Origin of the sequence: Amycolatopsis balhimycina FH 1894, from assembly GCF_000384295.1 — a bacterium.
GTDB classification, from domain to species: Bacteria; Actinomycetota; Actinomycetes; order Mycobacteriales; family Pseudonocardiaceae; genus Amycolatopsis; species Amycolatopsis balhimycina.
Window position 1 is genome coordinate 8,519,738 of the sequence record NZ_KB913037.1, and the last position, 13,298, is coordinate 8,533,035.

Here is a 13,298-nt window from a genome sequence, read left to right on the forward strand (position 1 = left end):
CGGCGCCCCGGCTGCCTTTGCGGCGGCCGGGGCGAGCCGGGTGCTTGCGCGATGTTCCCAGGTGGTGTGCGCGGCCCTGGAGGACGGGGTCAGGCAGCGAGCGAGTAGTCGCTCTGGCAGGTGACGCGGGTGCCCATGGTGACTCGTGTGCCCCGGGTGACACGAGTGCCTCGCGTGACGCGGGTGCCACAGGTGACTCGCGTCCCAGCCGTCACTCGCGTGCCCATCGTGACCCGCGTGCCCCGGGTGACCCGGGTACCGCGCGTGACCCGCGTCCCCGCCGTCACCCGGGTGCCCGCCGTGACTCGCGTGCCCGCCGTGACGCGTGTACCGCGAGTGACGCGTGTACCGCGGGTAACCCTTGTGCCCGCCGTCACACGCGTTCCGGGCACGAATTCGATCTCGCTGGGTGACGAAAGGGTCTCGGTGATCGCCTGTGCGGGTGTCTGGACGCTGTTCATGGCAAGGCCTCCTGGGACCGATGCGTTACCTGCTGGGGCTGAGGAGCGGGGCGCAAGGCCCGTATAGGTGAAAAAGCTACGAGGATTTCAAGGCGGCGACAAGACGACAGCGGCGGGTGCGGCCGCCTGTACGTTGAGTTGCAACCTTTCGGCCCGACGGTCTTCGCCCCAACGTTCCAGTGCCCGCAAGCCAAGCGGCGGACGGCACTCGGCTTACGACGAACGGTCGAGTGCGGTGCGCGCGCGGTGGCTTCAGTGTCGTCAGAGGTCATCCGATACGCTCAGCGCCGTGAACGTTGTCGAGACGATCGTGGTCTTCGCCGTGATCCCGCTGGCCATCTACGGGCTCGCCGGGCTGCTGACGCTCCGGCGCAGGTCCGGCGCTGCCCCGCGGTACCGGTCCGGCCAGGCCTGGGACTATCCGGCCATGTGGTGGAGCGCCAACCCCGATGGGGTCGGCGAGGGGCACCGGCTCGCCGGCGCCGAAAACGCCGCTCAGAACAGCGCGCCCGAGGGCGCCCCGACCGCGGCAGGAGGCGCTCGTGGCAACTGGTGAGCTGACGAAGCGCGTCGACGAGTCCGAGCTGGGCTACGGCGAGGCCATCACGTACAGCGGCCGCGTGTCGGCCGCGAAGATGTACGAGCCGGCCACGCCGGCCGGGCCGTTCAACACCCGGCAGCTGGCCCGCCTCGATGAGGCGCTGACGTTCGCGAGCCGAGAGACCGGCCTGGACTTCAGCCTGTACCTCGGCGAGCTCGGCGAGGACAGCCGGTCGACGGCGGAGAAGCTGCACTCGACGACGGCCGCCCCGGCGAACGCGGTCCTGATCGCGGTTTCCCCCGGCGAGCGGAAGATCGAGATCGTCACGGGCCGGACGGCGCACCTGCGCCTCCCCGACCGTGGCGCCAAGCTGGCGGTGGCCAGCATGGTGGCGTCGTTCAAGGAGGGCGACCTGGTCCGCGGACTGGTCAACGGCCTGGCGAACGCGCTGCGCATGCTGTCCGACCAGGCGGGCCCCGCGCCCCGCTGACGTAGCTGACGACAAGGGCCCCGCACCTGCTCGAGGTGCGGGGCCCTTTGCCATTCACCCCCGGAACGACATGAACGACTCTTTCCTGTCGTCCCACGACAGGAAAGAGTCGTTCACTGCATCCGGGTGGTCAGGCCTGGGCGTCGAAGTCCCGGGCCGCCAGCGCGCGCACGATGCCCGCGCGGCCCTCCGAGACCAGCCGCCGCAAGGCCTGCCGGTGCTCACCCGCCAGCCAGTCGTCGGACGCCGACACCGTCTCCGGGGCCACCGCCCACGACGGGTACAGCCCGATCGCGATCGGCTGCGCCCGCTCGCTCGAGCGCCGCTGCCACACCTCGTCGATCACCTCGAAGTACTTGGCCACGTACGAGCCCAGCAGGGCCTTCTGGCCCGGGTGCGAGAAGCCCGAGATGAGCGAGTCGCTGACCGCGTTCGGCAGCTCGTCGTCGTACACCGCGCGCTGCCACGCGTCGGCCTTCGCCTCCGGCGTCGGGCGCAGCGCGCGGGCGCGTTCCGCCTGGCGACGGCCCGTGGCCGTGTTGTCGCGGGCCAGCTCGGCGTCGATCTCCGCCGAGCCCGCCTTGCCGTGTGCCACCAGCGCGTGCAGCAGGCGCCAGCGCAGGTCCGTGTCCACCGTGAGGCCGGGCAGCGGGGCCGACCCGTCCAGCCAGCCGGCGACGACCGCCAAGGTCGCGGCGTCCAGGACCGACCCGGCCAGCGAGTTCACGAACGCCAGCTGGTGGTCCGAACCCGGCTCGGCGTCCCGGACCAGCTCCAGCAGCCGCGCGGTGAACGCGGGCCAGCCGGTCGCGGCCGCCCACTCCTGCTCGGCGTAGGAGTTCAGCGCGGTCTGGGCCTGCAGCAGCAGCCGCTGGACGACGCCGACCTCGCTCTCGGTGTGGATGCCGCGTTGCACCAGCGTGACGAAGTCGCGGGCCTTCAGCTCGGCTTCGCGGGTCATCTCCCACGCCGCCGACCAGCACAGCGTCCGCGGCAGCGACTCGGTGATGTCGGCGACGCGGTCGATCAGCGTGGTCAGCGACGCCGGGTCGAGGCGCATCGTGCAGTACGTCAGGTCGTCGTCGTTGACCAGCACGAGCTTGCCCGCGGGCAGCCCGACCAGGTCCGGCACCGCGGTGCGCTCGCCGTCGACGTCCAGCTCGACGCGGTGCTTCCGGACGATCTTGCCGCTGCCGTCCTCGTCGTAGACGCCGACCGCGACGCGGTGCGTACGCAGCTCACCGGCGCCCGGCTTCGCCCCGGACTGCACGACGGCGAACGACGTGAACGTGCCGTCCGCGCCGACCTCGTAGCGCGGGCTCAGCGAGTTCAGCCCGGTCGTCTCCAGCCACTGCGCGCTCCACCACGACAGGTCGCGGCCGGACGCCTCCTCCAGCGCGCCCAGCAGGTCGGCCAGCGTGGCGTTGCCCCAGGCGTGCTTGCCGAAGTACACCTTCAGGCCGTCGAGGAAGTGGTCCAGCCCGACGTAGGCGACGAGCTGCTTGAGCACGCTCGCGCCCTTGGCGTAGGTGATGCCGTCGAAGTTGACCTCGACCGCGTGCAGGTCGACGATGTCGGCCGCGATCGGGTGCGTCGAGGGCAGCTGGTCCTGCCGGTAGGCCCACGACTTCTCGATGTTCGCGAAGCTGGTCCACGCGTTCTTGTACTCGGTGGCCTCGGCCTGGGCCAGCACGCTCGCGAAGGTCGCGAACGACTCGTTCAGCCACAGGTCGTCCCACCAGCGCATGGTGACCAGGTCGCCGAACCACATGTGCGCCATCTCGTGCAGCAGCGTCTCGGCGCGCCGCTCGTAGGCGTAGCGGGTGACGCGGCTGCGGAAGACGTAGTCCTCCAGGAACGTCACCGCGCCGGCGTTCTCCATCGCGCCCGCGTTGAACTCCGGCACGAACAGCTGGTCGTACTTGGAGAACGGGTAGGGCGTGCCGAACGTCTCGTGGTAGAAGCCGAAGCCCTGCTTGGTCTCGGTGAACAGCCGGTCGGCGTCCATGTGCTCGGCCAGCGACGCGCGGCAGTAGATGCCGAGCGGGATGGTCTTGTGGTCGTCGGCGTACTCGTCGCGCCACTCGGCGAACGGCCCGGCGATCAGCGCGACCAGGTAGGTGGAGAGCCGCTCGGACTCCTTGAACACCGTCCGGACGGCGCCTTCCGGCGTCTCCTCGGTGGATTCCGCCATCGTGTTCGAGACGACTTTCCAGTCCTTCGGCGCGACGACGGTGAGCCGGTAGACCGACTTCAGGTCGGGCTGGTCGAAGCAGGCGAACATCCGCTTGGCGTCCGCCGTCTCGAACTGCGTGTACAGGTAGACGCCGTCGTCGACCGGGTCGACGAACCGGTGCAGGCCTTCGCCGGTGTTCATGTACCGGCAGTCGGCGGTCACCGTGAGCTCGTTGGCCTCGGCCAGCCCGGCCAGCGCGATGCCCTTGTCCTCGACGTACGCGGTGACGTCGACGTCCGCGCCGTTCAGGGTGGCCGAGTGCACGCGATCGGCGACGATGTCGACCCACGTCGATTGGCCGGCCCGGGCGCTGGAGAACCGGACGGTCGTCGTCGACGCGAAGGTCTTCTCCCCGGGTCCGCCGTGGCCGTCGGTCAGATCGAGCTCGATGTCGTAAGCGGTGACGTCGAGCAGATCCGCGCGCAGCTTGGCTTGGTCGCGGGTCAGGTTGGGGGCGGGCACAGGCACCTCTGGTCGTTGGTATCGGTTTTCAACTCCTCGCATCCAATCATGGGGACGGGGTGCCGGGCGATAAGGGAACAAGCCCGTGTTCCGAGGTGTTGCCCCGCTGTGTGGGGGTCCGCCCACATCGAGACGTGACTCAGGAGTACCCCGATGACCGCTGCCGAGCAGCCCACGAAGGTCGATTTCTACTTCGACCCGATCTGCCCGTTCGCGTGGATCACCTCCCGCTGGATCCTCGAGGTGGAGAAGCACCGCAACCTGGACCTGCACTTCCGGATCATGAGCCTGTCGGTGCTGAACGAGGGCCGGGACGAGCTGCCCGAGCAGTACAAGGAGCTGCTGGCGCAGGGCTGGGGCCCGGTGCGCGTGGCCGTCGCGCTGTCGCAGCTCAAGGGCGAAGAGGTGCTGCGCGACTACTACACGGAGTTCGGCACCCGCTTCCACAACCAGGGCAACAAGGACCGCGACGTCGTCATCAAGGAGGCGCTGGCCGCGATCGGCGCGCCGGCCGAGCTGTTCGACGCCGCCGACTCCACCGAGTACGACGAGGCGCTGAAGAAGAGCCACCACGAGGGCATGGACCCGGTCGGCCAGGACGTCGGCACCCCGACGATCCACATCGACGGCGTGGCGTTCTTCGGTCCGGTCCTGACCTCGATCCCGCGTGGCGAAGACGCGCTGAAGGTGTTCGACGGCGCGGTGGCGCTGGCGAGCTATCCCGACTTCTTCGAGCTCAAGCGCACCCGGACGGGTGAGCTCAACTTCGACTGAGCCGGTTTCAGGGGGTCGCGAGGGCGGCCAGGGTGACGTCGCTGGGGTAGCGGGAGGCCGCCACGGCGGCCACCTCGGTCGTCTCGCCGCGGCCCACGCCCGCCTTGAGCGAAATCAGCTCGTGCAGGCCGTCGCGGTGGTAGCGGACGAACTCCGCGTCGACCGGGTCGCCGTGGCCGGGCACGACGACGCGGGGTTCCAGCGCGAGGATCGCGTCGAACGCGTCCGGCCAGGCCGTCAGGTCGGTTTCGCTGCTGAACGAGAACGCGCTGAAGCCCGCTTCGGCGTGCTCGACGACGTCGCCGGCGAAGACGACCGCCGCGTCCGGGACGTGCACCACCACGTCGTGGTCGGTGTGCGCGCGGCCGGGGTGCAGCAGGACCGCCGTGCGGCCGCCGAGATCCAGCTCGACGCGCCCGGTGAACGTGTGGTCCGGGCCCGTGATGGCCGTGCGGGAAATCGCGTCGGCGACCTCCGGCTTGCCCTCCTTGCGGTAGTGGGCCACCCAGGTGGCGCGGCGGGCGTCGGGATCCGCGCTCACCTCGGCCGCGCAGCGCTCGTGCGCCCAGACCTCGCACGGCAGGAACGCCTCGGTGCCCCAGGCGTGGTCGAAGTGCGCGTGCGTGTACACCACGGCCCACGGCAGCGGCGTGCGCTCCCGGACCGCCACGGCCAGCTCGGCGCCCTGCTCGACGTCGCCGCGGGTGTCGACGACCAGGCAGCGCTCGGTGCCCACGACCAGCCCGACCGTCAGGTCCAGCTCCTCGTAGCGGCGCGCGTGCACGCCGTCGGCGACCTCGATCCAGCGGCCGGTCATGTCCGTACTCCTTCGCTCGTGCAGGGACGTCCGTCACCCCCGGGAGGTGGGCACCCGCCCGGATCCCCACCCGGAGCATGCCCGAAACCGGGCGTGATGGCAGACTCCCAGCCGTGCGTGTCTATTTGGGATCCGACCATGCCGGTTTCGAGCTGAAGAACCACCTGGTGGCTCACCTGGAGAAGCAGGGCCACGAGGTGACCGACATCGGTCCGCACGTCTACGACGCGGCCGACGACTACCCGGCGTTCTGCGTCGAGACGGCGCTGCGCGTGGTGGCCGACGAAGGCAGCCGCGGCATCGTCGTCGGCGGCTCCGGCAACGGCGAGCAGATCGCCGCGAACAAGGTCCCCGGCGCCCGCGCCGGCCTGGCCTGGAGCGTCGAGACCGCGAAGCTGTGCCGGGAGCACAACCACGCCCAGCTGATCGGTGTCGGCGCCCGGATGCACACCGCCGACGAGGCCGTCGAGATCGTCGAAGCGTTCCTGGCGACGGAGGTCTCGCCGGAGGAGCGGCACGCGCGCCGGGTCCAGCAGCTGCTGGACTACGAGCGCACCGGCACCCCGCCGGCGCTGCCGGAGGCCTGATGCCCGAGGGGCACACGCTCCATCGGCTCGCGCGGCTGCACAAGCGCCGGTTCGCCGGCGCCCCGGTCGAGGTGAGCAGCCCGCAGGGCCGGTTCGCCGCCGAAGCGTCCCGTTTGGACGGTCAGGTGTTCGTCGGCGCCGAGGCGCACGGCAAGCACCTCTTCCACGACTACGGCCCGCACGGGATCGTGCACATCCACCTGGGCCTCTACGGCACGTTCGGCGAATTCCCGCTGCCCGCGCCCGATCCGGTGGGCCAGGTCCGGCTGCGGCTGGCCGGCCGGACACATTGGACGGACCTGCGCGGGCCCACCCGGTGCGAGCTGCTGTCCCCGGATCAGGCCGACGCGATCAAGGCCCGTCTCGGTCCCGACCCGCTGCGCCGCGACGCGAAACCCGAGCGGGCCTGGGCGCGCATCTCGCGATCCAAGACGTCGATCGCGGCCCTGCTGATGGACCAGGCCGTGCTCGCCGGGGTCGGCAACGTCTACCGCGCCGAGGTGCTGTTCCGCCACGGCGTCGCCCCGCTCACGCCGGGACGGGCACTGGACCGCGCGCTGTGGGAGGCCATCTGGGCCGACCTGGTGACCCTGATGCGGGACGGCGTCCGCGTCGGCCGGATCGACACGGTCCGCCCGGAACACCTGCCCGAAGCGATGGGCCGCGCGGCACGCGTGGACCGCCACGGCGGCGAGGTCTACGTCTACCGCCGCGCGGGCGAGCCCTGCCTGGTGTGCGGGACGCCGGTGGCGCACTCGGAACTGGTGGGCCGCAACCTCTACTGGTGCCCCAGCTGCCAGAAGTGACATGAACGACTCTTTCCTGTCATCCGATGACAGGAAAGAGTCGTTCATGACGTTCCGGGTGGGTCAGAAGTCGAAGCCGCCCCCGTCGAAGCCCCCGCCGTCGAACCCGCCCCCGTCGAAGCCGCCGAAGTCGCCGCCGCCGAAGTCCTGGCCGCCGCCGTCGCCTCCGTCGCCGCCCCAGTCGCCGCCGCCGTCACCACCGTCGCCGCCCATGTCGCCGGAGTCGAGCGCGTCCTGCTGGCCCGCGTCGTAGCCGGACTCCCAGGCCGAGGCGCTGGCGATGCCGCCCATGCCGGAGAACATCGCGCTGAACAGGAACATCGATCCGAGGCCCCAGGCGCCGGCGACGAGCGCGGGCTTCCACCACGGCTCGCTGTACCAGCCCTGCGGGACCGGGCGGCCGGCGACGCGGCCGCCGGGGTAGTAGTACGGCGTGTCCTGGCCGGCGTCGGGGGACGCGGCGTAGTGCTGGCCCTCGACGTCCACTTCGCGGCGCTCGGTGACCTTGCCGGCGCGCTCGCGCTCGGCCTCCTCGGGCAGCTGCGGGCCGGGGTCCAGGCCCATCGCGGTGCGCGCGGCGCGGACGTAGTAGAGGCCCTCGATGGCGGTCTCCTTGACCAGCCGGGCCTGCTCGATCGTGCGGGCCTGCTCCATCTGCGAGCCGGCCGCGTTGTACCGCTCGGCGGCGTCGGCCATCGCCTGCTGCGACGCGGTGTCCGTGCCGTTCAGGTTGAGCACCTGGCCGCCGAGCCGCTCGACGAGGCGCCGGGCGTCGGCCTTGGCGTCGTCGAGCTCACGCTGCCGGGCCGCGGCGCGCTGCCGCGAGAAGTAGAGGCCGCCACCGACGATCACGACGACGAGCACGATCAGGAAGATCGCGGTGCCCATGGACAACTCCCAGGAAGTTCGCGGCTCGGTGACGGGAAGTCACCTCTGATTCGGACAACGCGGACGCTACGCGGTGGGTTCCCGGCGGGTGATCAGGCCCACCGGAAGAGCTGGCCGAAAAAACTAGAACACGTTATAGTTCGTCCCCATGAAGTTCACCCTGTCGATCGCGATGACCCCCCTCGATCAGCTGGGCGAACTCGCCCGGGCCGCCGAAGAGGCCGGCTTCGCCTCCATCGCCCTGCCCGACTCGCTCTTCTACGCCGAGACGGTGGACACGGACTATCCGTACACGCCCGACGGCAGCCGGTTCTGGACCGCGGAGACGCCCTGGGTGGACCCGCTCGTCGCGACCGCGGCGATGGGCGCGGTCACCAGCCGGATCCGCTTCTACACGTCGGTGCTCAAGCTCGGCTCGCGCAACCCGGTGCTGCTGGCGCGCCAGGTCGGCTCGGCAGCGGTGCTCACCGGCGGCCGGTTCGGCCTCGGGCTCGGCGTCGGCTGGCTGCCGCAGGAGTTCGAGTACTGCGGCGTGCCGTTCGAGCGGCGCGGCAAGCGCGTCGACGAGGCGATCGAGGTGCTGCGGCTGATCCTCGACGGCGGCATGGCCGAGTATCACGGCGAGTTCTACGACTTCGACAAGATCCAGATGAGCCCGGCGCCGCCGGCGCGGGTGCCGTTCTACATCGGCGGCCACACCGAAGTCGCGCTGAAGCGCGCGGCCCGCGTCGCCGACGGCTGGTCGTCGGCGATGATGAAGCTCGACGAGCTGCGCGACACGATCGCCCGGCTCAAGGAGCTGCTGGCCGAGGGCGGCCGCGCGGACGATCCGTTCGAGTACCAGGCCGTCTGCATCGACAAGTTCGGTCTCGACGGCTACCGCGAGCAGGCCGAAGCGGGCGTGACGGACGTCATCACCATGCCGTGGGTGTTCGACGGCGTCGGGTTCGACGCGCCGGTCGGGCCGAAGCTCGAAGCGATCCACAAGTTCGGGGCCGAGATCATCGCCAAGTTCGAGGAGTGACGGCAATGGGCGTGCAGGTCTGCTGGGACACCACGGCGGAGCAGCCGCCGGCGCGGCGCGCGGCGTTCGCCTCGATGACCGCGGCGACGGCTGGGGACAAAGAGGCCTGGCTGGCGCTGTTCGCGCCCGACGGCGTGGTGGAGGACCCCGTGGGGCCGTCGATGTTCGACGCCGAGGGCAAGGGGCACCACGGCCGCGAGGGGCTCAGCGCGTTCTGGGACATGACGATCGCGAACGTGGAGCGCTTCGAGTTCGTCATCCGGGACTCGCACGCGGCGGGCGACGAGGTGGCGAACGTCGGGACGATCACGACGTACCTGCCGGGCGGCTACCGCGTCGACACCGACGGCGTGTTCGTCTACCGCGTCGGCGAAGACGGCCTGGTCACGTCGATGCGGGCGTTCTGGGAGGTCGAACGCGCGATGGCGACGGCGCGCCAAGTGGCCGAATAGCGTCCCGGCCAGCGGAAACCCGATCTCGTATCTGATACATGATCTCTTGACTCCCGGTTAGGTAAGACCCTTTACTAACTGGTGCAGACCTCTGATGTCTCCACCTCCGGGAGTACGCATGTCCTTATTTCGACGCATCGCGAGCGCGGCCGCCACGCTCGCGATCGCGGCAAGTGGTCTCGTCGTGTGCCAGTCCGAGGCGCTCGCCCTCGAAAACGGGCTGCTGCGCACGCCACCCATGGGCTTCAACAACTGGAACTCCACGCAGTGCAAAGCCGACTTCAACGAGACGATGATCAAGGGCATCGCGGACATCTTCGTCTCGAAGGGCCTCAAGGACGCCGGCTACACCTACGTCAACATCGACGACTGCTGGGCGCTGCCGTCGCGCAACTCGGCGGGCAACCTGGTCCCCGACCCGGCGCGCTTTCCCAACGGCATCAAGGCGCTCGCCGACTACGTGCACGGTAAGGGCCTGAAGTTCGGCATCTACACCAGTGCCGGCACGAAGACCTGCAACAAGGCCGGCTTCCCCGGCGCGCTGGACCACGAGCAGCAGGACGCGAACCTGTTCGCCTCCTGGGGCGTCGACTACCTGAAGTACGACAACTGCAACAACCAGGGCGTCGACGCGCAGCAGCGGTACAAGGCGATGCGGGACGCGCTGGCGAAGTCCGGCCGCGCCATCGCGTACTCGATCTGCGAGTGGGGCCAGAACAAGCCGTGGACCTGGGCCGCGCCGGTCGGCAACCTGTGGCGCACCACCGGCGACATCTCCGACAAGTGGTCGAGCATGATCGGCAAGGCGCAGACCAACCGCGGCCTCGCGCAGTACGCCGGTCCCGGGCACTGGAACGACCCGGACATGCTCGAGGTCGGCAACGGCGGCATGACCGCGGCGGAGTACCGCACGCACTTCAGCTTGTGGGCGATGATGGCGGCGCCGCTGCTGATCGGCAGCGACCTGCGGAAGGTCTCCGCCGAGAACTTCGACATCCTCAAGAACACCGACGTGATCGCGCTCGACCAGGACACGCTGGGCAAGCAGGCGACCGTGCTGAGCGCGAACTCCGGCCTGGTCGTCTACAGCAAGGTCCTCTCCAACGGCGACCGCGCGGTGGCGCTGTCCAACGAAACCGGCGCCACGGCGACGATCAGTACTTCGGCTTCGGCGACGGGGATCGGCAGCGCGTCCTCGTACACGCTGAAAGACCTCTGGAGCAAGGCGACCCGGACGACCACGGGCACGATCAGCGCGTCGGTGCCTTCGCACGCGACCGTGCTGTACCGCGTGTCCCGTGCCGGCAGCGGCGCGACCCGCTACGAAGCCGAATCCGCGTCCGTTTCGACCGGCGGCACGATCGACACGAACCACGCGGGATACTCGGGAACCGGCTTCGCGAACGGCGCCAACGCCGTCGGCAGCTACGTCGAGTGGCAGGTGAGCGGGCCGGCGTCGTCGCTGGCGTTCGGCTACGCGAACGGCACGGCGGCGGCCCGCCCGGTGGACATCTCGGTCGACGGCACGGTGGTGGCCACCGGAGTGCCGTTCCCGGCGACCGGCGCCTGGACGACGTGGAGCACGGTCACGAAGTCCGTGAGCCTGGCCGCGGGAACGCACGCGATCCGGCTGACCGCGACAACGGCCGACGGCCCGGCGAACCTCGACTACCTGGACGTCTCGCCTTAGCCGGCTCAACCGCGGCGGCCGCGCGGCTCACGGGTGTCGTAGTCCGCGCGCGCCGCCTCGGCCCGGCCGAGGTTGGATGACCGGCCCGAGTGTGGTCTCGGTCACTTTCGCGCCTCCAGCCAATACTTTCCTCTAGGTACCTACTATACCGGCGAAGGTAGCGTCGGTTCCATGATCATGGTGATGGGAGCGACGGGAAACGTCGGACAGCCGCTGGTGCGAGCCTTGGCCGCGGCGGGAGAAGAAGTGACGGCGGTGTCCCGCCGGATCGCGGAGGTGCCGGCGGGAGTCCTTGCCCGCCAAGGAGATCTGGCAGACCCTTCGACGCTGTCTTTCGAAGGTGTGTCGGCGGTCTTCCTGATGGAGCCGGGAGACTTCCGGGGGACGCTGGAGCCGGTGTTGGAGCGGGCGCGCGCCGCCGGCGTCACGCGGGTGGTGCTGCTGTCGACGCAGGGCGTCGGAACCGGACGGCACCCGGCGGTGTTCGAGGACGCGGTGCGGGCGTCCGGTCTGAAGTGGACAGTGCTGCGCCCGGCCGGCTTCGCGTCGAACGCCTTCCAGTGGGCGGAAAGCGTGCGCGCCCGCCGGGAGATCGCGGCGCCGTTCGCCGACGTCGCGTTGCCGGTGATCGACCCGGAGGACATCGCTTCGGTGGCGGCGGCCGCGTTGCTCGACGCGGCGCACGACGACAAGACGTACGTGCTGACCGGCCCGTCCCCGCTGACCCCGCGCGACCAGGCGACGGCCATCGCCGAGGCCGTCGGAGAGCCGGTGCGGTTCGTGCCGCAGACGCGGGAAGAAGCGCATTCGGTGCTGCTGGGCTTCATGCCGCCTCACGTGGCGGACGCGACGCTGGACATCCTGGGCACGCCGACGCCCGAGGAACAGCGGGTGAGCCCGGACGTCGAACGGGTCACCGGCCGCCCGCCGAAGCCGTTCACGGACTGGGCGGCTCGGTTCGCGGGAGCGTTCAAGTGACCGTCCTGGCCTACCGCGAGGAGGGCACCGGCGCACCGGTGGTGTTCCTGCACGGCAACCCGTCGTCGTCTTATTTGTGGCGCAACGTGATGCCGTCCCTGCCGGGACGGCGGCTCGCGCCGGACCTGATCGGCATGGGTGACTCACCCAAGCCCGGCATCGAGTACACGTTCGAGGACCACGCGCAATACCTGGACGAGTGGTTCGACGCGCTGGAGCTGGAGGACGTCGTCCTGGTCGGCCACGACTGGGGCGGCGCGCTGGCGGCGGACTGGGCGTCGCGGCACCCGTCGCGCGTCCGGGGCTTGGCGTTCACCGAAGCGGTCCTGAAGCCGATGACGTGGGAGGAGTTCCCGCCGGCGGGCGCGGAGGTGTTCCGCGCGATCAAGACCTCCGGCGACTCGCTCATCGGGGACTTCCTGTCGGGGCTCCCACCGGAGTACGCACGCCCGTACCCGACGGCGGAGTCCCGCCGCCCGCTGCTGCAGTGGGCGCGTTCACTGCCCCTGGGCGGCGAGCCGGCGTCGGTGGTGGCCCGGATCGAGGCGTTCGGCAAGTGGCTCGGCGCCACCCCGGAGATCCCGAAGCTGCTGGTCACGTTCGACCCGGGCCCGGACACGATGCTGACGCCGCCGATGGTCGAGTGGATGTCCGGCACGTTCGCGTCGCTGAAGGTGGTGCACCACCCGGTGGTGGCGGGCCACCACACGCCGGAGGACCAGCCGGAGCTGCTCGCGGGGACGCTGGCTGCCTGGCTGCCCTGAGGTCCGCAATCGGGGACAACCGGCCGCCCGGGCTCGCTCGTACGTTCGGTGTCGGCCGGGTTTCCGCCGAGGCGGGACTCCGCAGGGAAGAAGCACGGATGTGGGCCGGAGTGGAGCGCGCCCGGCCGCGGCAGGCGGACCTCCTCGACAACCTGCCGGCGCAGGACTGGGAGCGGCCATCGTTGTGCACGGGCTGGCCACGAGCGACGAGGCCGACGTCGCCACCGCGAACAACGAACCACGGCAGCGTTCGCAACCGGCGGCGGAGGCGCCGTGGGGCTGGTGCCCCCGCGATACAACCCGGATTCCGCGAGAGGCTCAGGCGTTC

The 13,298-nt window shown here is 70.5% G+C and carries 14 protein-coding genes; 10 read left to right on the plus strand and 4 right to left on the minus strand.

The features are described from left to right. Nucleotides 1-89: 89 nt before the first annotated feature. Nucleotides 90-461: a hypothetical protein gene (locus A3CE_RS58925; protein ID WP_043791325.1), complete on the minus strand. Its 372-nt coding sequence runs from the start codon at nt 459-461 to the stop codon at nt 90-92. A 289-nt stretch (nt 462-750) separates the two neighbouring features. Between A3CE_RS58925 and ctaJ the strand changes: the two genes are divergently transcribed. Together ctaJ and A3CE_RS0139160 are read left to right on the plus strand one after the other, a co-directional pair. Beyond that, complete coding sequence (ctaJ, locus tag A3CE_RS0139155; protein ID WP_020645564.1) at nt 751-1,017, plus strand: aa3-type cytochrome oxidase subunit CtaJ; 267 nt, start codon at nt 751-753, stop codon at nt 1,015-1,017. Beyond that, nucleotides 1,004-1,492, plus strand: a complete 489-nt coding sequence (locus tag A3CE_RS0139160; RefSeq protein WP_020645565.1) for a DUF5130 family protein — start codon at nt 1,004-1,006, stop codon at nt 1,490-1,492. Before ctaJ ends, A3CE_RS0139160 begins: the two co-directional genes overlap by 14 nt. A 130-nt stretch (nt 1,493-1,622) precedes the next feature. Here the strand turns inward: A3CE_RS0139160 and pepN are convergent, their stop codons facing one another. Continuing rightward, nucleotides 1,623-4,190 (minus strand): aminopeptidase N, encoded by a 2,568-nt coding sequence (pepN, locus tag A3CE_RS0139165; protein WP_020645566.1) that lies wholly within the window; start codon nt 4,188-4,190, stop codon nt 1,623-1,625. Nucleotides 4,191-4,343: 153 nt separating this feature from the next. Between pepN and A3CE_RS0139170 the strand changes: the two genes are divergently transcribed. Beyond that, nucleotides 4,344-4,964 carry a mycothiol-dependent nitroreductase Rv2466c family protein gene (locus A3CE_RS0139170; RefSeq protein WP_020645567.1) on the plus strand — a complete coding sequence of 207 codons (621 nt, stop codon included), beginning with the start codon at nt 4,344-4,346 and terminating at the stop codon, nt 4,962-4,964. A 7-nt stretch (nt 4,965-4,971) separates the two neighbouring features. On the opposite strand, the gene A3CE_RS0139175 is transcribed toward A3CE_RS0139170, so the two are convergent. Next, nucleotides 4,972-5,781, minus strand: coding sequence for an MBL fold metallo-hydrolase (locus tag A3CE_RS0139175; RefSeq protein WP_020645568.1), 810 nt, complete (start codon nt 5,779-5,781; stop codon nt 4,972-4,974). Nucleotides 5,782-5,894: 113 nt separating this feature from the next. Here A3CE_RS0139175 and A3CE_RS0139180 point away from each other — a divergent pair, with 113 nt between their 5' ends. Together A3CE_RS0139180 and A3CE_RS0139185 are read left to right on the plus strand one after the other, a co-directional pair. Next, complete coding sequence (locus A3CE_RS0139180; RefSeq protein ID WP_020645569.1) at nt 5,895-6,368, plus strand: ribose-5-phosphate isomerase; 474 nt, start codon at nt 5,895-5,897, stop codon at nt 6,366-6,368. Then, a complete protein-coding gene (locus A3CE_RS0139185; RefSeq protein ID WP_020645570.1) occupies nt 6,368-7,174 on the plus strand; it encodes an Fpg/Nei family DNA glycosylase in 807 nt (268 codons plus the stop codon). The genes A3CE_RS0139180 and A3CE_RS0139185 overlap by 1 nt, the downstream gene beginning before the upstream one ends. A 63-nt stretch (nt 7,175-7,237) precedes the next feature. Here the strand turns inward: A3CE_RS0139185 and A3CE_RS0139190 are convergent, their stop codons facing one another. Further along, a complete protein-coding gene (locus A3CE_RS0139190) occupies nt 7,238-8,062 on the minus strand; it encodes a hypothetical protein (protein WP_020645571.1) in 825 nt (274 codons plus the stop codon). A gap of 148 nt (nt 8,063-8,210) precedes the next feature. Between A3CE_RS0139190 and A3CE_RS0139195 the strand changes: the two genes are divergently transcribed. From A3CE_RS0139195 to A3CE_RS0139215, 5 genes are all read left to right on the plus strand, one after another. After that, a complete protein-coding gene (locus A3CE_RS0139195) occupies nt 8,211-9,086 on the plus strand; it encodes an LLM class F420-dependent oxidoreductase (RefSeq protein WP_020645572.1) in 876 nt (291 codons plus the stop codon). A 5-nt stretch (nt 9,087-9,091) separates the two neighbouring features. Continuing rightward, nucleotides 9,092-9,538 carry a nuclear transport factor 2 family protein gene (locus tag A3CE_RS0139200; RefSeq protein WP_020645573.1) on the plus strand — a complete coding sequence of 149 codons (447 nt, stop codon included), beginning with the start codon at nt 9,092-9,094 and terminating at the stop codon, nt 9,536-9,538. A gap of 118 nt (nt 9,539-9,656) precedes the next feature. Then, entirely contained in the window at nt 9,657-11,228 is a 1,572-nt protein-coding gene (locus tag A3CE_RS0139205; protein WP_026469296.1) for a carbohydrate-binding protein, read from the plus strand. Nucleotides 11,229-11,399: 171 nt separating this feature from the next. Next, nucleotides 11,400-12,206, plus strand: coding sequence for an NAD(P)H-binding protein (locus A3CE_RS0139210; RefSeq protein ID WP_020645575.1), 807 nt, complete (start codon nt 11,400-11,402; stop codon nt 12,204-12,206). Continuing rightward, nucleotides 12,203-12,970 (plus strand): alpha/beta fold hydrolase, encoded by a 768-nt coding sequence (locus A3CE_RS0139215; RefSeq protein WP_020645576.1) that lies wholly within the window; start codon nt 12,203-12,205, stop codon nt 12,968-12,970. Before A3CE_RS0139210 ends, A3CE_RS0139215 begins: the two co-directional genes overlap by 4 nt. The last annotated feature ends 328 nt before the right edge of the window (nt 12,971-13,298 follow it).

Coding starts and splice junctions, on each gene's coding strand:
- A3CE_RS58925 (WP_043791325.1), bottom strand. CDS start 461: ATGAACAGCGTCCAGACACCCGCACAGGCGATCACCGAGACCCTTTCG.
- A3CE_RS0139185 (WP_020645570.1), top strand. CDS start 6,368: ATGCCCGAGGGGCACACGCTCCATCGGCTCGCGCGGCTGCACAAGCGC.
- A3CE_RS0139210 (WP_020645575.1), top strand. CDS start 11,400: ATGATCATGGTGATGGGAGCGACGGGAAACGTCGGACAGCCGCTGGTG.
- A3CE_RS0139190 (WP_020645571.1), bottom strand. CDS start 8,062: ATGGGCACCGCGATCTTCCTGATCGTGCTCGTCGTCGTGATCGTCGGT.
- A3CE_RS0139195 (WP_020645572.1), top strand. CDS start 8,211: ATGAAGTTCACCCTGTCGATCGCGATGACCCCCCTCGATCAGCTGGGC.
- A3CE_RS0139170 (WP_020645567.1), top strand. CDS start 4,344: ATGACCGCTGCCGAGCAGCCCACGAAGGTCGATTTCTACTTCGACCCG.
- A3CE_RS0139175 (WP_020645568.1), bottom strand. CDS start 5,781: ATGACCGGCCGCTGGATCGAGGTCGCCGACGGCGTGCACGCGCGCCGC.
- A3CE_RS0139205 (WP_026469296.1), top strand. CDS start 9,657: ATGTCCTTATTTCGACGCATCGCGAGCGCGGCCGCCACGCTCGCGATC.
- A3CE_RS0139200 (WP_020645573.1), top strand. CDS start 9,092: ATGGGCGTGCAGGTCTGCTGGGACACCACGGCGGAGCAGCCGCCGGCG.